The 21,742-nt window shown below is 46.3% G+C and carries 15 protein-coding genes; 12 read left to right on the top strand and 3 right to left on the bottom strand.

The genetic code is table 11. The annotated features are described in order from the left end of the window. The first annotated feature begins 99 nt into the window (after positions 1-99). Positions 100-597: a DinB family protein gene (locus tag EGM68_RS01770; RefSeq protein ID WP_129548561.1), complete on the top strand. Its 498-nt coding sequence runs from the start codon at positions 100-102 to the stop codon at positions 595-597. 190 nt (positions 598-787) lie between these two features. Further along, on the top strand, positions 788-1,987 hold the full coding sequence (locus tag EGM68_RS01765) for an MFS transporter (RefSeq protein WP_129548560.1): 1,200 nt from the start codon (positions 788-790) through the stop codon (positions 1,985-1,987). A 25-nt stretch (positions 1,988-2,012) separates the two neighbouring features. Here the strand turns inward: EGM68_RS01765 and EGM68_RS01760 are convergent, their stop codons facing one another. Together EGM68_RS01760 and EGM68_RS01755 are read right to left on the bottom strand one after the other, a co-directional pair. Then, a complete protein-coding gene (locus EGM68_RS01760) occupies positions 2,013-2,834 on the bottom strand; it encodes an endonuclease/exonuclease/phosphatase family protein (protein ID WP_129548559.1) in 822 nt (273 codons plus the stop codon). Between the two features lie 5 nt (positions 2,835-2,839). Next, positions 2,840-4,504, bottom strand: a complete 1,665-nt coding sequence (locus EGM68_RS01755; RefSeq protein ID WP_025674323.1) for a PTS transporter subunit IIBC — start codon at positions 4,502-4,504, stop codon at positions 2,840-2,842. A gap of 244 nt (positions 4,505-4,748) precedes the next feature. Between EGM68_RS01755 and EGM68_RS01750 the strand changes: the two genes are divergently transcribed. The 10 genes from EGM68_RS01750 to EGM68_RS01705 all read left to right on the top strand — a co-directional run bounded on the left by EGM68_RS01750 (position 4,749) and on the right by EGM68_RS01705 (position 19,406). Next, positions 4,749-5,756, top strand: coding sequence for a LacI family DNA-binding transcriptional regulator (locus EGM68_RS01750; protein ID WP_013368935.1), 1,008 nt, complete (start codon positions 4,749-4,751; stop codon positions 5,754-5,756). A 154-nt stretch (positions 5,757-5,910) separates the two neighbouring features. Continuing rightward, positions 5,911-8,193 carry a glycoside hydrolase family 65 protein gene (locus EGM68_RS01745; RefSeq protein WP_129548558.1) on the top strand — a complete coding sequence of 761 codons (2,283 nt, stop codon included), beginning with the start codon at positions 5,911-5,913 and terminating at the stop codon, positions 8,191-8,193. Between the two features lie 24 nt (positions 8,194-8,217). Further along, positions 8,218-8,883: a beta-phosphoglucomutase gene (pgmB, locus tag EGM68_RS01740; RefSeq protein WP_014599390.1), complete on the top strand. Its 666-nt coding sequence runs from the start codon at positions 8,218-8,220 to the stop codon at positions 8,881-8,883. 164 nt (positions 8,884-9,047) lie between these two features. After that, positions 9,048-10,526, top strand: a complete 1,479-nt coding sequence (locus EGM68_RS01735; protein ID WP_013368931.1) for a spore germination protein — start codon at positions 9,048-9,050, stop codon at positions 10,524-10,526. Positions 10,527-10,530: 4 nt separating this feature from the next. Beyond that, positions 10,531-11,685 carry a Ger(x)C family spore germination protein gene (locus tag EGM68_RS01730; protein ID WP_129548557.1) on the top strand — a complete coding sequence of 385 codons (1,155 nt, stop codon included), beginning with the start codon at positions 10,531-10,533 and terminating at the stop codon, positions 11,683-11,685. Continuing rightward, complete coding sequence (locus tag EGM68_RS01725; protein WP_129548556.1) at positions 11,686-12,804, top strand: GerAB/ArcD/ProY family transporter; 1,119 nt, start codon at positions 11,686-11,688, stop codon at positions 12,802-12,804. A gap of 193 nt (positions 12,805-12,997) precedes the next feature. Beyond that, complete coding sequence (locus EGM68_RS01720; RefSeq protein WP_129548555.1) at positions 12,998-14,653, top strand: SWIM zinc finger family protein; 1,656 nt, start codon at positions 12,998-13,000, stop codon at positions 14,651-14,653. Continuing rightward, positions 14,650-17,613: a DEAD/DEAH box helicase gene (locus tag EGM68_RS01715; protein ID WP_129548554.1), complete on the top strand. Its 2,964-nt coding sequence runs from the start codon at positions 14,650-14,652 to the stop codon at positions 17,611-17,613. The genes EGM68_RS01720 and EGM68_RS01715 overlap by 4 nt, the downstream gene beginning before the upstream one ends. 147 nt (positions 17,614-17,760) lie before the next feature. Then, on the top strand, positions 17,761-18,105 hold the full coding sequence (locus tag EGM68_RS01710) for a hypothetical protein (RefSeq protein ID WP_129548553.1): 345 nt from the start codon (positions 17,761-17,763) through the stop codon (positions 18,103-18,105). A gap of 156 nt (positions 18,106-18,261) precedes the next feature. After that, positions 18,262-19,406, top strand: a protein-coding gene (locus EGM68_RS01705; RefSeq protein WP_090735917.1) for an IS3 family transposase whose coding sequence is annotated in 2 segments (ribosomal slippage) — positions 18,262-18,535 and positions 18,535-19,406 — 1,146 coding nt in all. Because the reading frame shifts where the segments join, the coding sequence is not laid out codon by codon here. Between the two features lie 81 nt (positions 19,407-19,487). On the opposite strand, the gene EGM68_RS01700 is transcribed toward EGM68_RS01705, so the two are convergent. Further along, positions 19,488-21,581 carry a pectate lyase family protein gene (locus EGM68_RS01700; RefSeq protein WP_129548552.1) on the bottom strand — a complete coding sequence of 698 codons (2,094 nt, stop codon included), beginning with the start codon at positions 21,579-21,581 and terminating at the stop codon, positions 19,488-19,490. Between the last annotated feature and the right edge of the window lie 161 nt (positions 21,582-21,742).

Below are 21,742 nucleotides of genomic sequence, written 5' to 3'. Positions count from 1 at the left end.
TTAGACCACGCATTTATTTCCATTTCGAAAAATATAATTGTATAATTGCTAAATAAGACTAAGCAAGAAACAAGCTCTCCATAGAAGGGATGATTATACATGTCGGATGCCAACCAATTATTCGCTCAAGCACTGGTTAAATCACTGGTCGGGGAACGTGGACATATTCGAGTGGCTCGGGCTTTGCCAGACATTGACGTCGAGCTGGCAGGGAAGAAAAACGCGGAAGTGCCCTACAGCATTTATCAACTGCTGAAGCATATGATTTACTGGCAGCAATTTATGCTGGAGCATTTAGAAGGACGGAAGCCCCAGCTTCCAGGCAATGTCATGGAAAGCTGGCCCGAAGAAACTGGACCGCAAAGTGAAGAGGCATGGCAGGCTGTCATTAATGAATTTTTACAGGGCGTGGATCGGGCTGTGCAAATTGCTGAAACCGCGCAACTGGATGAATTACTGGCTCATTTCCCAGGGGAAACACAAGCGGGATTGCTGCGGAATATCGCTTCCCACAATTCCTATCATTTGGGTGAAATCGTACTGTTGCGCCGGATTTATGGAGCTTGGCCACCCCCAGGAGGCGGCTTCCCTGCTTAAAGGCTACGCCACTCCCCTGCCATACGTGTCACACCTCCAAAATTGCACTGGGATTTAGGCACAGCGTGGAGTACACCTGCGTATCCTATGAAGGAACCCACTAGCTCGAATGGAAGCCGTTCATTCATAATAAAGAGTCATCGAAAAAAACGGTCCCCATGATGCAAGCTCAAAGAGAGGTTTCGAGGATATGGTAAGAAACTTATATTTAAATCGTAATATTGCCTGTATGATCGTGATCAGCCTTATTGCTAACATGAGTGGAAGTATGATTCTTCCACTCTTTGCTATTTATGTAGAGCAATTCGGAATATCTACACTTGGCATGAGCATTTTATTTTCTTTGTTTTATGTGGGAAGATTTCTTGGTGGAGGCATGGCAGGACGAATCTATGAAAAGATAGGCGCAAAACGCTTGGGGTTAGGCTTACTCATCGCTGAAATCGCTTGTATGCTCCTGTTTCCGATTGCAACAAGCTTCATCATTCTATCCATACTGAGACTTCTTCAAGGCTTGGTGGCTATAGGGCTAACCGTCTTTGTAAGAGTCACGGTCAATCACATGAGCACCGCAGAGAATCGAGGCACGCTAAATGGATATATTAGCAGCAGTGAAGGTGCCGGTATGATTTTAGGCCCTCTTATAAGTGGAGTCATTGTTTCCTATTTTTCTTTATCCGTACCGTTTTACTTCGTTGCTATTTTTGCATGTATATCCTTCATTGCCGTTTCAAGAATGACTTTCGCTAATTCTCCCTTAAAGCCACAGCAACAGCATCCCCCCCTTCAAAAACCGCAAAGAAGAATCATATTAACAAAACAGTTGCTGCTTTATTCCACCGTTCATTTCCTTGAAATGAGTGCATTTGCTATATTTTTAACATACTTCTCTGTGTATGCAACCTACAAACTCCATTGGAGTCCAGCAGAAATCAGCTTAGCTTTTACAATCATCGGCATATCTACCTTTGTATCAGCACCCTTTATTGGTAAAATATCTGATATGCTCAAGGATCGCTTGCTGCTATGTATCATCGGTCTATTATTAATCATGGTGGAAATTATCTTATTTTTATGGTTCACAGAACCGTGGATTGTATACTTGGGGATGTTCATCGGAGGTATAGGAGGAGCCAGCTATCTGGATTCCTTTTACTCGCAGCTAGGGGATGTTATTCCTGAAGAAAATAGAAGCTCATTTATCGGCAACGTCATATCTTTGTCCGAATTGGGGGCCATTGTGTCTCCAATCATTGCAGGCGCGCTCATGGACTGTTTTAGCCTCAATACTCCCTTTTATTACAATATGATTTTGGTATTGATTGCGATTGTTATTCAATATACCATTCGATTAAAATCGAAATCCGTAAGAAAAAGGCCAATTGCATAAGCAAATGGCCTCCTTTGTGTGTTCATCACAGTTCCAACTCGACTGCAACGCCGAAATGATCGGATACAACCGGTCCTGTTTTCCCATTCAGTACAACTGCTGAGGATTGAACCTGCGCTGCCTTACTGGAGAAAATATAGTCAATACGAAGCGGCTCCGCATTACTTTCCCAGCCAGCAATAGCTTTGATAACTGTGTGTCCTGCATCACGTACTGCAGCGTTCGAATAGGTGTCTGACCAACCGGATTGCATTACATAGTCGTATCCCTCTCCGCGCACTTCAGCCGCGTTGTTGAAATCCCCCATCACAAATACAGGAGCCGGAGCTAAAGGATCGAGCACTTCGGTTGTACGATCCCATAGTCCGCGGAAGGATTCCTCATCATTCCACCAGTTATAATGCCCACTGACAAACCAGGCCTGTACTCCGTCCACCACAGTCTGAATGCCTACAATTTTACGCGAGCGGTAGTTGTCATAATCCTGCATTGAGGAAATATATTCGTTCACCGTCGCTGTAATCGGTGTTTTGGACAGAATCGCCAAACCCTCGTCATATTTGGCAAAACCAATATGCGCGGGAGCCCACGTCCAGTGATAAGCATCGGACAATAGACCGTTCAGCACATAAGCATAGTTATCGCGTTTAATGACAACCTCAGGATCTGCACTATAGTACGCGCCCAAATCGTCCGGTGTCAACGGAGTCTCTTCTATGGACTGGTTGACTTCCTGCAAAGCAATGACATCAAACTGCTGTTCATCAATAAAAGCAGCCAATTGCTTCAGCTTATCGTGTTGGTTTTCTTCCATCCAAGCATGTGCATTTAAGGTTAATAATTTCAAGCTAATCACCTATTGAGTATGTCTTGTATATCTGATTTAAGCACATCGGCCTTTGGTCCGTAAACCGCCTGTACCCCATTATCTACTTTAATTAAGCCCAAGGCGCCTAACGCTTTCCACGTCTTTTCATCCCCGACGGCTTCTGTATCCTTCACCGTTACACGCAGTCGGGTCATGCAAGCATCCACCTCGACAATGTTCTGCTCACCCCCAAGTGTCTTGATGATATCCGCAGCCAATTGATTTTTAGTTGAAACCGCTGCCAAACCATCGGCTTTTGTACTCTCTGCCTCGGAAGTCGCTTGAGGCTCTTCATCTGTATAATTCCCGAGTCTTCCTGGCGTAGCCATTTTGAATTTGCCGATCATAAAATAAGCGATAAAGTAGGTTGCTACCGCAAACACTACACAAGTCAGCACAAAGTTAATGATATCCTGCACTAACCCTGCATTTATAGACAATGGCAAGCGAGTCAGCAGCTCAATCATACCAAACGAATGTAAACGCAAATGTATAATATCAGCCATTCCGAAAGCAATGCCGGTAAGAATAGCATAAACCACATACAATACAGGCGCCACGAACATAAACATGAATTCCAGCGGCTCCGTCACCCCTGTTAAAAAAACGGCTGCTGCTGCAGAGAAAATCATCGACTTGTACTTGCCGCGTTTATCTTTGTCTACACGGCGATACATTGCTACTGCCAGCCCCATAAGGATGCCCGCTCCGCCGATCATTTGTCCTACCTTGAAACGGGCAGGCGTCACGCCTCCCAGCAAGCTGTTGTAGGCTGCCGGATCGGTACCACGAAGCGCACTGAGATCACTAGCCCAAGCCAGCCACAGCGGGTCTTGCCCAGCAACAACACTTCCTGCTCCAGAACCCGTGAGTACCGTGTAAACGCCACCAAGTTGAGTATAGTTAATAGGAACGGTCAGCATATGATGAAGACCAAAAGGAATCAACAGTCTCTCCAGTGTACCATAGACAAATGGCGCTATAAAAGGAGCCGACTCTCCTGAAGTCGCCAACCAAACGCCAAATTGGTTAATCCCGCCTTGGACAAATGGCCAGACAGCAGACATGATCAAACTCACGATCACAGACCAGAGAATCACGACAAACGGAACAAAGCGCTTACCGTTAAAAAAAGCTAGAGCATCGGGGAGCTTTCGATAATTATAGTATTTATTAAACACCACGGCCCCGACAAAGCCGGAGATGATACCGACAAACACACCCATATTGAGTGCAGGAGCCCCCAAAATAGAGGTGAAATAACCACTGACCGGAATCGATGCACCGAAAAGAGTATGAGTGGTTGCTCCTTCCTGGGTTAGCATCTTCGAGGATACGCCCAAAATCGTTCCTGTTGATATATTGATGAGAACAAAAGCAATTAAGGCCGCAAAAGCTCCGCCCGCCCGTTCCTTAGCCCAGGAACCACCAATCGCCACGGCAAACAGGATGTGTAAGTTGTTGATAATACCCCAACCCAGATTCTCCATGACCCCGCCGACAGTCACCCAGAAATGAATATCGCCAGCCAACATCGCCACTACTTTACCAAGTGAAATCATAATCCCGGCTGCTGGCATGACAGCAACAACCACAAGAAGTGCCTTCCCAAGCTTTTGCCAAAAATCAAATGATAGAAGTTTTTTCATGCTCGTTCAGTCTCCATCCCTTATAGTATGTATAGCATGGGTAGTGCTCAATAAGAAAATTATGCAATCGGTTGCACGATTATTATAATGATATCGCTTTCTATTGGCAATACCCTAGTTATAAATATCTTGGTTAATGCTGATAGAAATACTCGAAAAAGCCGCTAATTTGTTGAAATTGGAGCAATATCGTATGATAGAACATAATATTTTCTGCTTGAGATAGCAAAAGGAGACGAAGACGATGGCAGTAACCATCAAAGATGTCGCAAAACGTGCTAAAGTTGCTACTTCCACCGTATCCCGTGTCATTCAAGACAGCCCCAAAATCAGCGAAGCCACCAAGGCACGCGTTCGTAAAGAAATGAAGGCGCTTGGCTATGAACCCAACTATTCCGCTCAAAGCCTGGCTAACCGTGTCACACAGTCAATAGGCATTATTATGCCTGAATCGGACGTGGCGATCTTTCAGAATCCTTTCTTTCCGGAAAGCCTACGCGGGATCAGCGAATGGGTAAACGAGCACAACTATACACTGTCGATTGTCACAGGCAAAACGAGTGATGAATTGCTATCCCGCGTAAAGCTAATGACCCGGACCGGACGCGTTGACGGCTACATTGTCCTGTACTCCAAGCAAAAGGATAGCATCGTGGAGTATCTTCATAAAGAGAAAATTCCCTATACCGTTATCGGCAAGCCTCAGCAGTTTGTCAGTGAAACTACCCATGTAGACAACGATAACTACCAGGCAGCCAAAGATGTGGTCACTTATTTGACGGGGCTGAATCATGAGCGCATTGCTTATGTTGGCGGTGATCAGGAACACATCGTAAATCTTGAAAGACTCCGAGGCTACCAAGACGCACTACGAGAAGCCGGCTTGCCTCTACCGAAGGAATACGTGGTCAGGGAGCCCTTTAATCTAGAGGACATGCGCACGTTATTGCAGGCTACCCCGCCGCCTACTGCGATGATCGTTAGCGACGACCTTGTAGCCATGGCCGTACAGAAAATGCTTGCTCAGTTAGGCGTATCCATGCCAGAGCAGCTGTCCATGGTGAGCTTCAATAACTTGATGCTGGCTGAGCTGATGAATCCCCCACTTACTTCCGTGGATATTGATATCTTCAGCCTTGGTTATCAGGCTGCCAAAAGTCTGATCGAAAAAATTGAAGACCCGAAAGAATTGACCAAGCACATCATTGTTCCCCACCGAATTGTAGAGCGCAAATCAAGCCAGACACTATGAATCTCTAAGAAATGAACAAGAACTGATTTTATGGATATTCATAAAATCAGTTTTTTTGCGTTGACAGGGCAAACGGTTGCACTATATACTGAACTCGCTCATATATTGGTTCCGTTAAAACAACGATCTCATTTTCCGAGAGGGGTACGCAATCATGGTTTACAACCGATTATTTGACGTAGATAGTTGGAAGCTGACAACACACACTCTACATAGCACACACATGCGATTACAGGAAAGCTTAACGTCCATAGGCAACGGTTATATGGGCATGCGCGGCAATTTTGAAGAAACTTATTCAGGTGATCATCATCAAGGAACGTATATCTCCGGTATATGGTTCCCTGACAAAACAAAGGTAGGCTGGTGGAAGAACGGCTATCCTGAATATTTTGGTAAGGTCATCAATGCCATGAATTTCATCGGCATCCGTCTGATTGTAAACCAAGAGGAAGTGGACTTATTTACGGCACAGATCAGCGATTTTGTGCAGGAACTGGACATGAAGCAGGGAATCCTGCGGCGCGCTTGTACTGTGAACGACCAGGTTCGTATCACTACAGAGCGTTTTCTGAGCATTACTACACGTGAATTATGCCTGATTGATTATCAGGTCGAAAATATAAGCGATCAGCCTTTAAGCATTGAGCTTGTTCCTTATTTGGATGGCAATACGAAAAATGAGGACACAAATTATGACGAGGTATTTTGGCTGGAAGAAGCCCGTGAGGTTCAAGAGCAATTCATCAGCCTGTCTACAACGACGATAGATAATCCCTTCGGTATTCCGCGCTTTACCGTAAACGCTACCATGGGTATTGTAACCGAGGGACAAGATGAGCAGACGACGGAAGAGAGCTTTTTGTATGCTGCACGCCACTATCAATACAACGTCTCGCCAGGTGACCGTATCCAACTGCAAAAAATTGTAGCCGTCACCACTTCACGCGATATGGAAAAGGATGCATTGATTCCGCAAGCTGAACGCATCGCCGTGGAAGCTGTCAACAAAGGCTACACCTCTCTTAAGCAAGAGCATATCGACGCTTGGGCCAGACGCTGGGACAAGGCAGATGTTGAAATTGAGGGGGATACGGAGGCCCAACAGGGAATACGCTTTAACATTTTCCAGCTATTCTCTACGTACTACGGTGAAGATGCCCGTCTAAATATCGGACCGAAGGGCTTTACGGGTGAAAAATATGGCGGTGCCACCTATTGGGATACAGAAGCATATGCCGTACCTATGTACCTCGCGCTTGCCGACCCGGAGGTAACGCGAAATCTGCTGCTGTACCGTCACCAACAACTGGAGGGTGCCAAGCATAACGCAGCCCAGCAAGGGCTTCGCGGGGCACTGTATCCTATGGTCACTTTTACAGGCGTGGAATGCCATAACGAATGGGAAATTACCTTCGAAGAAATCCATCGTAACGGTGCAATTGCCTATGCCATTTACAATTACACCAATTATACGGGGGACTTGACCTATCTGCATGACTACGGGATCGACGTACTGGTCGAAATTAGCCGTTTCTGGGCCGATCGAGTTCATTTCTCCAAGAGCCGTCAGCAGTATATGATCCACGGGGTTACCGGGCCAAACGAATACGAAAATAACGTTAATAACAACTGGTATACCAATACGCTGGCTGCGTGGGTTCTGAAATATACATTATCAGTCTTGCCTCAAATTTCGACTGAGAAATCGCAGCGCCTGGCCGTTACAGCTGATGAGCGTGCACATTGGCAAGATATCATCAACAACATGTATTATCCTTATGATGAAGAGCGGGGCGTCTTCGTTCAGCACGATACCTTTATGGATAAGGATTTACAGCCTGTATCCACTTTGCATCCTAGCAATCTGCCACTTAATCAGAAATGGTCTTGGGATAAAATCCTGCGTTCCTGCTTCATTAAGCAAGCGGATGTACTGCAAGGGCTCTATTTCTTTGGAGACCAGTTCACGCTGGAGGAAAAAGCGCGCAATTTTGCCTTTTACGAGCCGATGACCGTTCACGAATCCAGTCTGTCTCCTTCGATTCATGCCGTGCTGGCCGCTGAACTCAAAATGGAGGATAAGGCAGTCGAAATGTATAAACGGACGGCTCGTCTGGATCTGGATAACTATAATAATGACACCGAAGACGGACTTCATATCACTTCCATGACAGGAAGCTGGCTGGCGATTGTACAGGGATTTGCCGGGATGAGAACCTATAATGAAACACTCAGCTTTTCCCCTTTTCTGCCGAAGGACTGGAACAAATATACGTTTAAAATCAACTATCGCGGCCGCTTGCTAAGTATTCTCGTACAGGAGGGTGAAGTAGTCATTACCCTGCTGGACGGAGAACCGCTCACGCTGGAGCTGTATGGACAGCCGACGCACATTACCAGCGGGCAGCCGTTAATGGCGAGCAGTGCTTCATAAATGAACCAACCAGGGGGTAAGCAAATGAAGGCAGTCATTTTCGACTTGGACGGAGTCATTACAGATACCGCCGAATATCATTTTCAGGCATGGGGTAGCTTGGCGGCAGCGCTCAGCATCCCTTTTGACCGGGAATTTAATGAACAGTTAAAAGGAATCAGCCGTACGGAATCGCTCGACAAAATACTGGCACGCGGTAACCTGTCCAATACGTTATCAGAAGAAGGCAAGCAAGAACTGGCTATACAAAAAAACACCGAGTATCAGCGGCTCATCTCAGCCTTGACTCCCTCAGACGTTCTTCCGGGCATTCAAGCGCTTTTGAAGGAGCTGCGTGAAGCCCGAGTTGGCATCGCGCTGGCCTCTGCGAGCAAAAATGCAGCGTTTATACTGGATCGGCTGGAGCTAGCGCACTATTTTGACAGTGTGGTAGATGTTACTGCCATTCGGCATGGAAAACCTGACCCGGAAATTTTCCTCGCCGGAGCTGCGAATCTAGGCGTTCAGCCTGCCGACTGTATCGGCATAGAAGACGCACAGGCAGGCATACAGGCGATCAAGGGTGCCGGGATGTTCGCGGTCGGTGTAGGAACACCTTCGCAAATGCAAGGTGCAGATATCGTGGTAGCCACTACAGCCGAGCTTTCCTTGAGCATGCTGGAGGAACATTTTTACGAGTTCAAAAAATGATCCCATTCTGATTAAGTTCATATAGCGTTATGTATGACTAGAGACGAACACCATTAGGTGTTCGTTTTTGCTTGTGGCGGAAAGAAGGATTCATGAATATTTATCACTATTTTACACATATTACATGCATATCATGCTTAAGTTTTTTGAAGGGGGAAACGTCATTGGCAAGACCACTCGAGGCAAAATTAGATTATCTTGAAAAGACTCTGGGTCATCTTCCTGATGTCGTCTTCAAAAAAATGAATGTAGGCCAAACGGGAATTCATGTCATTATGATCTATCTCTCCGGTATTGCGGATACAAGTATGATTAACGAACAAATCGTCAAGCCGCTCATTTTAACTGGAATCCGTGAAAACCACTCCCCAGTTAATCCTGACAAAATAAAGGAGGAGTTGATACAGCAGACAGCATTTACGATCGATATGACAGAAGGGACAGACCTTGAGACGTGTGTAAGCAAAGTATTATCGGGATATACTTGTCTGCTGATCGAAGGGACTGATGATGTTTTTTTTGCTTCTACAGGCAAATTTCCTTCGCGAAGTGTTGAGGAACCCAGCACCGAAACTTTGGTTAGAGGACCAAGGGAAGGTTTTATTGAGGATTTGGAAAGCAACCTGGCAATGGTTAGAAGGCACATCAAAGATATTAGTTTCAGAATAGACAAAATAACCATAGGAAGGAGATCTTCCCGTAAATTAGCAATCTTGTACATATCGGATATCGCAAATCCGGAGCTAGTTCAAGAAGTTAAGCGAAGAGTCGAAACGATTGATGTGGATGATGCTTCCGATACCGGGGTTATTGAGCAATGGATCGAGGAACATCCATGGTCTCCGTTTCCCCAGATTCAAGCCTCTGAACGCTCAGATAAAGCTATAACGGCCTTAATGTCAGGGAGAGTTGTCATTATGCTAGATGGCACCCCTTTTGTCCTAATTGCTCCCATGACCTTCTGGATGCTGGCTCAATCGCCAGAAGATTATTATGAGCGTTTCCCCTTAGGGACATTTTTCCGCATGCTTCGTTTAATGGCTTTGTTCATTGCAACATTCCTGCCTTCGTTGTACGTTGCACTGATTTCTTTCCATCCTGGATTAATCCCGCCTGAGCTGGTCATATCTATCGTTGCCTCAAGGGAGGGAATCCCTTTTCCCGTTTTTGTGGAGGCTTTAATTATGGAATTGGCATTGGAAATATTGCGCGAGGCCAGTCTGCGGCTACCCAAAGGGATAGGACAGGTCATCGGTATTGTAGGCGGTCTTGTTATTGGACAAGCAGCTGTCGAGGCGGCGGTTGTAAGTGCTTTTCTGATTATTGTTGTTGGTCTTACTGCCATTGCGTCTTTTGCAAGCCCGCAGTACAGCGGCAGTATCGGAATTCGGCTTCTTCGTTTTCCCATTATGATGATCGCAGGGGTTTTTGGGCTTTATGGAGTAATTTTAGCCTTTATTTGTTTAGGTGTACACATGGTCCAGATCAAGAGCTTTGGTGTTCCTTACATGTCACCCCTAGCCCCTGTTCGGCTAAGAGATCAACAAGACACCTTGGTTCGGGTTCCTTATAAATATCTCAGAAAACGTCCTATGATGCTAAAAACACAGGACGAAACACACTCTAACAGGAAAAGGAAGTAAAACTATGATTTCTTACGGCCTTCTGTTTCGTCGCACCCTCTGGGTGCAAAAATGCTTTGCCGCATGGATCGTGTGTACTCTCCTCACCGGTTGTTGGGATAGCAGAGAGATCGATAACTTGAGTATTATTCAAGGTGTCGCCATTGATATGGATCAGCAGGATATGCTGGAACTTACCTACCAGCACTTAATCGCGCAGAAATCCAGAAAAAATATGTACAGCAACGTAACAACCTTTAACAAAGATTCCATCCAATCTGCTTCCAGGGAACAGGCCAAGCAGATATCCCGTGCTCCTTTATATAGTTTTATTCGTCTGATTTTGATTAGTGATCAAGCTATACAAAAAAGAAGAATCGACCAGTTGTTAGATACGTTTACTCGCTCCTATAAACCAAGTCGAAAATCACTTGTTATGATCATAAAAGGCAATGCAAAAGAAGCGCTCAATAAGATCGGTAAACATCAAGAGATACCTTCTATTGACCTTGAAGCAATGGCTAAAAACAGCAATTTAAACTCAAAAATACCTTATAGAATAACCTTAGGAGAAATTTCTACGCATATCTCACAAGGAGCTGACTTCCTTATTCAATGTCTAGAAACCAATGGAGGCAACCACTTCTCAGGCGCAGCTCTGGTCAGCGGCAAAACGAAGAAATTTGCTTATTGGCTGGACGAAGAGGATGTCATCGGAATCAACTGGATGCTGGGAAAAACGAAGGGCTCAATTATTAGAACTGAGAGCTCAAAGTCAAATCAATCTATGGTCTTTGAAGTTGAGGATGTCCATACAAAACTTATTCCCCACCTCAACGGGCAGGACCTCTCATTCACAGTTCGTATTAAAACAGATATCAAACTAAACGAAAGCACGGTTAATTCTGAAGACTTTCTGAAGGAATCATTCATCCAAACCGCCAAACAAGAGGCACAGGATGAAATCAAACAGACCGTATCCCAATCGCTAAACACACTCCAGAAAGAAATGAGAGCAGATGTGGTCGGTTTTGGTACAAAAGTAAAAGTGAAATATCCCGCTTACTGGGATCGGGTAAAGGAAAATTGGCAAGATACATTCAGTGAAATACCGATCGATGTTAAGGCTAAAGTACAGATAGAGCGAACTGGTGCCTATTCAAAAGAAGAGGGTGAGTAAATGTCTAACATACCTTCCATGAAACAGGAAAAGATATCCACCATGCAAGCCTTATTTACCGTCACTTCGACTGTGTATGCTGTGGGTATTGTCAGTTTACCAAGAACCATTGCGGAGAAGACGCAAACACCCGACGTGTGGCAGGGACTTTTGCTGGCAACTCTGCTTGGGATCGGCGTCATTTTTATCCACGTTAAATTGTGCCACAGATTTCCAGGGAAGACGTTCTATGAGTTCAATCCTGTAATTGCAGGTAAATTCATCGGCTTTCTGATCAATATCGCATTTATTGTATTTTGCACGATGATCTGCTCTCTTGTATGTAGAATGATGGCGGAATTCCTCAAAGGTCTTGCACTGGAGAGAACCCCGATAAGCATGATTCTCTTGCCGTTTCTTCTACTTATTGGGTATTTGACCTGGGGCGGTCTCCATGCAATGGTTCGATTGATCGAGCTTTTTTTTCCTTTAACCTTTATTGTTTTTTTATTGTTGATCATTCTTAATATCAACCATTTTAATCTTGATAATTTGCGCCCTGTTTTCCATAAAGGTTGGCGTCCGATCTTTGAATCACTTAAAGTTATACCTTTCTCTACTATGGGTTTTGAGTCCATTCTTATATTAACTAATGTGATGACCCACCCACAAAAAGCATGGAAAGCTGGATGGATCGGCTACTCGATTGCAATGGGTTTGTATATTTTAATGGTAACGATGGTCATTGGCTGTATGTCAGTAGAAGAAGTCTCCCGATTGCAGTGGCCCGTCGTTTCTTTTGCACAGCAAATTGAATTCCCCGGCGCGTTCCTGGAACGATTTGAAATATTATTTATCATTTTGTGGACGATCAAAATCTTCATGACCGCCTCAAATTATTATTTCTATATTGTTACTGGAATCAGCCAGCTCACCCAAAAGTGGAACAGGTATATCTGTTATCTCCCGTTAATTATATTATTTTGCCTGAGCATGTATCCCCAAAATTTTATTGAAATAGGCAACTTCGATAAAATAATAGGTTATGTTGGAATTGTTGTATGTGCAGCAGTACCTTCGGTGCTTCTTGTCATCTCTATGGTCTTCCATCGAACAGAAAAAACGGATGGAAAACAGTAAAGGAATCTCCTCGCTCTTCCCGATGACTCCTCCCCTTATGCTATAGCGTAAGGGGATTTTCACTTTTCTCCCTGCGGTTATTCTTCGGAATTTTCCAACTGCTCCCTCCACTCAATTTACATCTGTGAACTGATATAATGGAAGAGTTAAGCTATTATCAGATCAACTATTCTCTCTTAGGAGACTATTGCATATGAAACCAACCTATCTTATGGATGATATACAGTGGCAGCAGCTCATTCAAAACGTGGCTGACCATTTTAATGATGTGACAATCAAACGAGGTTTTCAGTACTTTAAGCAGGGAAAGGTAAAAGAATTCGCAATGCCTGATGCTGACCATATTGCGGCTGTCGTGGATGGGAATGAGCTCTACGAAGTGGATCTCCACTTGAGTGCTTTTGCTGCTAGCAGATGTACATGCCCTGTTCGCACCAACTGCAAGCATATGATCGCCGTATTGCTGTATTACGCGAATGAACAGGAACGTTCCGTTCATGCATTAGTGAACGCTCATTCGGCGGGATTCACTCGGCTGGCTGCAAAAGCAGACACCCGTACCCCACCTACTTTCCGGTCGAACCTTTCGCTGGAGCACAAGGAAACAACACGAGATGCTCTCAGTAAAACAGCAAGCAACATACCGGACATGCCCGTTTCCGAATGGCATGATCTGTTTGATCAGTGTATCGCCCTTAATCATGTGCACACCCAAAATTCTCAATATGTCCAAAGTGCTTTAGCTTCGATCTATGCTGTGAAGCCGCCGCTTTCACCTGGCATGCAGCAGCTATATGGACTGCATGCTCATCTGCGTGTGTTGGAAAAGCTGGTGCCTCAGGCCCCCATGACAGGTTACCCTACTCATACCTATATGGGTTACTACACACAAATTGCCGCAGATGAGCTTAAAGAAGCGATTGAGCGTGATTTTGAAAGTCCACTGGAGCTGACTGATGAACCGATGCATGAGGCCCGTATGGCAGAAACTTTAGCTTATTTGCGCCGAAAAATGCTGACAGAGTCGCGGAACGGTACTTATTTTTCAGACGCGTATTATCAGTTTTGGCTACACTGGGTGCATCCTGCAAGGCAGGACTCCAACATATATACGGAGGAATTGCAGCATTTACATGCAGCTGAGGAGGAGCATAGTGCAACGTTGGCACGGCTTCCGTGGATAATCGCTCAGAGCTGGATGTATGTTTACCAAGCGCAGGATCATAAAGCCTGGGAACTGCTACAGGAGGCTGAACGGGCTTTTCCACTAAAAATCTCCTCCAGCCAATTGCTGTTGTTCTTACATGCGTTGCGACAGGCCGAAGATTGGGTACGTCTCAAAGACGGACTGCGACATATCGGCCCCCTCCTTCACAGTCATCGGGATGATCATTTACAGGATTATATGCATGATTGGGAGCTGGTTTTGCAGCACCTTCCAGAAGCAGAGGAGGACATGTGGGACACGCTGAAGGGTATGCTTCCATTTGCGGGTGGAATGTATGAAGAGGCTCTACTTGCTCATGAAAAATGGCGGCAATGGATCGACTATCAGCTAAGCATACGCAGTGAACCTTTAAGTTTTCGGGTGAGCGTGCTGCAACCGATTGAAAAGAACGCGCCTGAGTTGTTGCTGCCCTTTTACCATCAAGCGGTAGAACGTTATGTGCTGGAAAAAAACAGATCTAGCTATAAAGCAGCAGTTAAGCTGTTAAAGCGATTGTTCAAGCTGTACAAAAAAATGAAGCAAGAAACACGCTGGGAGCTGTTCTTCACGACCTTTACCAGCCGTCACAGCCGCCTGCGGGCGCTGCAGGAGGAATTGCGGAAAGGGAAATTGTTATCATGAGCCAATATACCGAAACGATTACGGTGCATATTCAATTAACTACCTATGGGGACGCGCTGATCTATGGCGATTCCTCCATGAACTATAGCATTTCCGGTCAAATGTTGAAGCAACGTCTGTTTGCTTGGCATGAGGCTTCATTTTATGGCACCGAGCTGGAGATTCAGCATGTTCAAGACACAGATATTATCGTATTGCCCTCGGAGCAAGTAATTCCTTTTCTGGCAGAGCCGGAGCTTCTACAGCATATCGAATGGATCTGGGACGAGGCCAATGCCCCGTGGCTTCGGCTGATCCCTCTATTGGCTCACTGTATTGAAACGAAAGCCTATGTGCCCAACTTCACGTCGTTCCAGGCAGGGAAGCTGCAATGGAAGTGGGATGCAGAAGCATTGGAAAACATCCAACCAGCAGAGCTTGCTTTGCTGGACAGCCTGGATGAGAACGAGCGCGATGGGCTGGTAGCGGCGTTCTCGGCCGCTGTATTTCAGCGCTGGTACGGCACTGAAGCGGAAGCCGCTGATTTGCGAAGAGAATATCCGATTCTCTTCGCTCCCCAACGCCAGGTCGCGGCAGGCCTGGATGCCCAAGCATGGCTTATCGCCATTGGATGGAAGGCAGATACCGCGCCATTTCGTCCGCTTCTGCAACTGCTGGAGCCAGAGCTGGAGGACGACGAGCCATCTTGGAAGCTCAAGCTTGTGTTGCAGGACAAGCAGGACCCGGCCTTGCTGGTGCCTGTACAGCTCGCCGATGATGGATATGCATCCGGCTCATGGCCCGATGCGTGGACGGTGCATGTGCGTGAGCGCTCAGGCGGATGGCTGGAACGCTTGACCGCTATTTTGCCCGCAGGGCAGCGTGCCGGAAGCCGCGATGACGTGCTGAATCGCCCGCTCTCCGACGAAGCGGCGTGGCAATTCCTGACGACCGACAGCCAACGCCTGCTGGAAAGTGGTTGGCAGGTGCTGCTGCCGGCTTGGTGGGAGGCAGCCACTCGCAAGAAGCCAAAGCTGCGGGCCAAGGTTCGCCCCGGCGAGGGAGCGGGAGAGCGCTCGAAGGGCAGCTCGCTGTTCGGACTGGACTCGATTGTCCAGTTCGATTGGCGTGTGGCCATCGGCGATGCCGATCTGAGCGAGTCGGAATTCGCCGAGCTCGTGGCTCGCAACGAGCGCTTGGTGCGCTTCCGCGGGCAATGGATCGCGCTCGACCCTGCGCTGCTGGCGCAAATCCGCCGCGCCATGGACGGAATCGACAGCGCTCAGGGATTGTCCTTTCAGGACATTCTGCAGCTGCATCTGCTTGGCAACACCGACGAGCCTGAAGGCGATGCCTCAGGCGAGCAGCCGGAGGACCCGGCACGCTTCCGACTGGAAGTAGAGCTGAACGCTTATCTACTGAAGCTGATCAGCCAGCTCGGACGGCAATCGGAATGGCCCGCTCTGGACGTGCCGGATGGACTGCAAGCCGAGCTGCGGACATATCAGCGGGACGGATACGCATGGCTTGCCTTTTTACGGCGCTTCGGATTGGGCGCCTGTCTGGCCGATGATATGGGGCTCGGCAAAACGGTACAATTTATTACTTATTTACTGCACCTACAGGAAATTGCCGCTGAGACGGGTGTCCGCTCCAGTTCGCTGCTGATTTGCCCGACGTCGGTGCTGGGCAACTGGCAGAAAGAGCTCAGCCGCTTCGCTCCTTCATTAAGAGTCATGCTGCACTATGGAAGCAAGCGGGAACAAGGAGACTTGTTCCGCGAAAAAGTCGAGCAGGCCGATGTCATCCTGACCTCCTTCGCTACAGCAACTCTGGATCAAGAGCTGCTGCAAAGCATGACTTGGGATTCGATCTGTCTGGATGAAGCGCAAAACATTAAAAATGCGCAAACCAAGCAATCCACAGCTGTGCGCAGTTTCCCTGCACGTCATCGTATCGCGTTGACAGGAACACCTATTGAAAATCGGTTGTCCGAACTATGGTCCATTTATGATTTTATCAATCCAGGTTATCTGGGCAGCTCACGCGCCTTTAGCAATCGCTTTATGAATGCTATTGAAAAAGAACATAATGAGCAACGCACGATGGATTTGCAGAAGCTGGTTCAGCCCTTCATGCTGCGGCGCAAAAAGAAGGACCCTGCGATTCAACTTGATTTGCCTGACAAGAACGAGATGAAAACATACATTCACCTTACCTCCGAGCAGGGTGCGCTCTATGATCAGATTGTTAAAGAACTGATGGAACGGATGCAGAAGCTGGAGGGGATCGAGCGCAAAGGAGCTATTTTGTCAGCTCTGACCCAGTTGAAGCAGCTTTGTGACCACCCTGCTCTTTTAACCAAGGAGGCGCTTCTGGATGCAGTAGCTTCTGGTTATAGTCAGCCCGATCTTGAGGCGATCATTAGCCGTTCATCCAAACTGGAGCGCATTCTGGCTATGGTCAAGGAGCTACGGGAAGAGGGCGAGCGCTGCCTTATTTTTACGCAGTATATTGGTATGGGTCAGATGCTCCAGCAGGTACTCGCTCAGGAGCTCCAAGAACCTGTGCTCTATCTAAACGGCAGTACATCCAAAACTGCGCGTGACCGAATGATTGATCAATTCCAATCGCATACGCTCTCTCCTGACGAGCAGCCGTCTGTGTTTATTTTATCGCTCAAAGCCGGGGGGGTGGGTCTCAACCTGACAGCTGCCAACCATGTCTTTCACTTTGATCGCTGGTGGAATCCGGCTGTTGAAAATCAGGCTACGGACCGAGCCTACCGAATGGGACAAACCAAAGATGTACAGGTTCACAAATTTATCTCGTTGGGTACGCTAGAGGAACGCATTGACGAGATGCTGGAGAGCAAGCAGCAGCTCAGCGACCAAATTATCACCAGCACCGAGGGCTGGATTACTGAGCTGTCTACAGACGCGTTAAAAGACCTCTTTACACTACGGCGTGAGTGGGCATAATGATGTCCCAAATCGAACTATAATGTATATGAAGTACCAGTTTGAGTTCACTACATGCCTATTTTTAGGAAGCCATAGTTTATAGCACGGTCCAAAGCTCCTTTGTGTGCATTTAATATCTCATCACAACAAAGGAGTTGATTTGAAGTGGCCATTCGTCCTCCACAAACGCTGAAATCTACGGGCAGAAAGGTTCCTGTTACGAGATATCGCAATGTGAGTCCAACACAAACCCTTCGTAGATTTACAGTTATCTGGGCTAACAATGATGGTGTACCTTTTAACACGTCTGGATTTTTTGCAACACTCCGGCGTTTAGATGGAACCTTTGTTCAAGCTTCAGGCTTCGACCGCTTTGGTACTGCCCGATTCAACAGAGTCCGCACACCTACGAACCAGCCTTATATTCTGCGTACTTTTAGAGATGATGGAGTATTATTCCGCGTTAGATCCGTACCTGCTGGCGTATCCTCATTTGTCGTTATTGGTTAAGTTCGTACCGAACGCAGCCTAGACGTAGTTAACAAAAAAAGCAGTCAGGAACAGAGCGTATGGGACTGACCCCTTAACGTGAGACAAATCAAAACACCTTCAAGAGAATGCAACCATGTCGTAAGATATGGAGACAACCTTGGAGGTGTTTTTTCGTTGGCAACAAGAGTCAGTTATCCATTAGAAGTTAAAATGAAGGCGATTGAAATGAGAATTGCTGGTATACCGGTCAAAGAAATCATGGAGCAATTAAACATACGAAACAAGACACAAGTGGAAACTTGGATGAGATGGTACCGTAATGGCGAGCAGAACCGTTTAGAGCAGCCTGTAGGTAAACAATACAGCTACGGTAAAGGGCCCGAATACACTTCGGAATTAGAGAAGGTCCAGGCTGAGAACAGGTTTTTGAGACAACAACTAGAGTTGCTAAAAAAGTACAGCGTACTGGAGAGGAGGTATCGTCAAAGATCGTAATGGAGTGGATAGAGTCGATCCGAGGGGAAGTGAGTGTGAAGCAAGCTTGTGCATGGATAGGAATCCCTCGCGCCACGTACTATCGCTGGAAGGCGGAGTATGCGAGCAAACTTGAGGATCACTTGGTAGAGAAAATCCGCGAACTCTGTATCCAGCATAAATATCGTTATGGATACCGGAAAATCACCGCCTTGCTTCGGAGGGAGTATATGGTAAACCACAAACGCGTGCAACGGATTATGCAGCGTGAAGGGCTGCAATGTCGTGTCAAAGCGAAGAAACGGAAACCTACTGGGCAACCCATTCATATCGCGGAGCATCTGCTAAAGCGACAGTTTGAAGCAGATACGCCTATGCAAAAACTTGTAACGGACATTACGTATTTGCCATTTGGAGGAAGAATGTTGTATCTGTCGAGTATTTTAGACTTGTTTAACGGAGAGATTGTGGCATACAGTATAGCTGACAAGCAGGATACCGCATTTGTGCTCGATACCCTTCGTCAGTTGCCATCTCTACCAGGTGCAATACTTCATAGCGATCAAGGCAGCGTCTACACATCCTTGGCCTACCAGGAAGCTGTAAAAGGAAAAGGCATTACCATGAGCATGTCCCGTAAGGGAACGCCTGCTGATAATGCCCCCATCGAATCGTTTCATTCCACACTAAAGTCTGAAACGTTCTACCTCGAAGGTTTAACCTGTACGACGACGGCAATCGTCGAGCAGACCGTTCGAGAGTACATCCTTTACTATAACTCAATTCGCATTCAAACAAAACTAAACAACCAGTCGCCGGTTCATTTCCGACAACTGGCTGCTTAAACTTGGAAGGTGTTTTGATCCCTGTCTCACAAACGGGGGTCAGTCCCTATCTGTCCTGACTGCTTTTTTCAAACTACCTACCTACTCAGAATCTTCTTCTACTTGTACGTCTTTCGTAGCGGCTGTATTGTACACCGTTTTGAGCCAGTTCTCACTCGACCAGTTCAGCTTGCCTGCGCCCGCTCCATCCTTGGCCTGCAATTGAGCAACCAGGTTGGCAGGGTCTTCGGCTGTATAGCTGTATGGCAACGTTGTGAACCCATTCCAAGAGAAGCTCTTAGCCTTCGCTGGATAAGGAGCTACCGGGCTATTCGCAGCGTCACTGCCTCCTCTAAACACGGCACCGTTGTCCGAAAAGATAACATCCTCGGCTTTGATTTTACCTGTATAATCCGCTTTGTTAGGGTCTTTTTGATTATTACGCACTGGAGAAAACACATCTATTAAATACGATTTTTCTAGCAACACCGCCCCGTTTTCTGTTGAAATCGCACCATTACCCACGACGTCAAAATGGTACCCTTTGGCAGCGATCGCTTTGGCCATGTCGGACGTAATTCTTTTTTTAGCTCTGGCCAATCCAGCATCATCCATAACGATGTTATATGCATGAGCATTACCACCGCGCAAACGTGGCATACGGTCTTGAATATCCAGATAGTAATTATGATGCAGCGTCACTTCCAAATCCGCATTGTCGCCTGCCATTTCCGTGGCACCCACCAGATGCGCTTTCTTTTGTCCTGCTGCAATATCAATGATATCTTCTTTACTCATGCCCACTGCACTGCTTCTCAAATAAGCGTACATAGGATAGGAGGACTTATCTGCTTCCATGGCATTGACTTGTTGGGTTACCCAGCTGTTGGAACTGCGGTCATCTCCTTTGAACAAGGACCAGGAAATCGTAACTCCGTTACTGCCCTTTTTCACATCTACCAGGCCATCATAGGCTTTGTTAAATGTACAATGGTCGATCCATACCTTAGAGCTTGCACCTTCGATGGTAATATAATCCCAGTCATTCTTGTCATAGTTTCCTTTGGTTGCTTCATCCCATTCCCACAGTTCATCAAATTCAAGGTTGCGGAAAACCAAATTAGAGCTTCGTTTGATGACAAAACCGGCATGCTTGATTTTCGCACCATTGGCCGAGAAAATCGTAACTCCATTCATATTCTCGATATAGACTTTGCTCACCCCTGTCTTTTTCAGAACAGGATGTGTTTGTACAGGATTGTTGGCGCTAAATGGCATTGCCTTCGCAGCGCTAGGGATTTCATTCCAGCCAAGGTCCAGATCGTTCATAATTTCAATCACTTTAACTTTGCTGCCTTTTTTCAGTGCTTCGTTGAGATCTACAGCATTGTACACCTTTTTGTAATTAGCATCGGTATCGGTAATGTTCCCACCACCTGTATTACCATACGAAAAGCCAGTCAAATTATAATTATTTTTGGAGGTTACACCGGGGTCCATCCCTGGAGTTGGTTGTTCTGTACCCGGTGTCGGCTTCACAGGTGGTGTACTTGCATTCCCTTCTGAAGAAGCACCCGATACAATCACATTGTCGAACTGGGCAACTGCTTTAGACGTTACCAGACCCATAGCTCCAGCAGTGAGACTAGTGTCTGTGGCGGACAACTCCAGCTGATCATTAACATACATTTTGATTTCCGAACCGGATAGCTCCAGCTTCACTCTGTACCATGTATTGGTGTCTAGTTTGTATTTTTTATTGGTAGCCAATGTCTTCATAGAGCCTTTAACCTTTTTACGAATCTCAAGGGCTCCGCCTTTCTTATTGTACAACGATGCTGCATAGAAATTGTTTGAATCTGTGTATCTACCTGCCACATATACTCGATTAGAGCCATTAAAATCATTTACATATACATCTGCTTGCACACTATAATTCGTCCATGAGGTATTGCCTTTAACGGAATGGCTTTCGCTTCGACTAGATTGTTGGTATGTAGAACCATTCCCGTCCTTGACCACAGACCAGTTCCCTGAACCTGCAGACCATCCTTGAGCTTCTCCTTGTTCAAAATCATCACTTACCTGTACATTCTCATCAGCCTGTGCATGGCCTAAAAGCGGTAGTGATAAAGACAGTGCCAACGTACTGCTTAACATTACACTTGCACATTTTTTTAACAAACTCGATTTCATATCACAATTCCCTTCTCAATTAGATTCATGAATACTAAAGCAAACGGTATATAACGTACTGATGGATGGAATCATATCCACACACCAATGAGGGCCCTAATCGCTATACTCCAATAATTATAGGCACTTAAATAAATATTAAAATATGTCTAATTACTTAT

It is taken from the genome of Paenibacillus sp. M-152 (assembly GCF_003856555.1).
Classification (GTDB): Bacteria; Bacillota; Bacilli; order Paenibacillales; family Paenibacillaceae; genus Paenibacillus; species Paenibacillus polymyxa_C.
This window is presented reverse-complemented; position numbering and strand designations above follow the sequence as displayed.

Excerpts from the sequence above, each read along its gene's own strand:
- EGM68_RS01770 (WP_129548561.1), top strand. The coding sequence starts at position 100 with ATGTCGGATGCCAACCAATTATTCGCTCAAGCACTGGTTAAATCACTG.
- EGM68_RS01765 (WP_129548560.1), top strand. The coding sequence starts at position 788 with ATGGTAAGAAACTTATATTTAAATCGTAATATTGCCTGTATGATCGTG.
- EGM68_RS01755 (WP_025674323.1), bottom strand. The coding sequence starts at position 4,504 with ATGAAAAAACTTCTATCATTTGATTTTTGGCAAAAGCTTGGGAAGGCA.
- EGM68_RS01750 (WP_013368935.1), top strand. The coding sequence starts at position 4,749 with ATGGCAGTAACCATCAAAGATGTCGCAAAACGTGCTAAAGTTGCTACT.
- EGM68_RS01745 (WP_129548558.1), top strand. The coding sequence starts at position 5,911 with ATGGTTTACAACCGATTATTTGACGTAGATAGTTGGAAGCTGACAACA.
- pgmB (WP_014599390.1), top strand. The coding sequence starts at position 8,218 with ATGAAGGCAGTCATTTTCGACTTGGACGGAGTCATTACAGATACCGCC.
- EGM68_RS01730 (WP_129548557.1), top strand. The coding sequence starts at position 10,531 with ATGATTTCTTACGGCCTTCTGTTTCGTCGCACCCTCTGGGTGCAAAAA.
- EGM68_RS01725 (WP_129548556.1), top strand. The coding sequence starts at position 11,686 with ATGTCTAACATACCTTCCATGAAACAGGAAAAGATATCCACCATGCAA.
- EGM68_RS01720 (WP_129548555.1), top strand. The coding sequence starts at position 12,998 with ATGAAACCAACCTATCTTATGGATGATATACAGTGGCAGCAGCTCATT.
- EGM68_RS01715 (WP_129548554.1), top strand. The coding sequence starts at position 14,650 with ATGAGCCAATATACCGAAACGATTACGGTGCATATTCAATTAACTACC.
- EGM68_RS01700 (WP_129548552.1), bottom strand. The coding sequence starts at position 21,581 with ATGAAATCGAGTTTGTTAAAAAAATGTGCAAGTGTAATGTTAAGCAGT.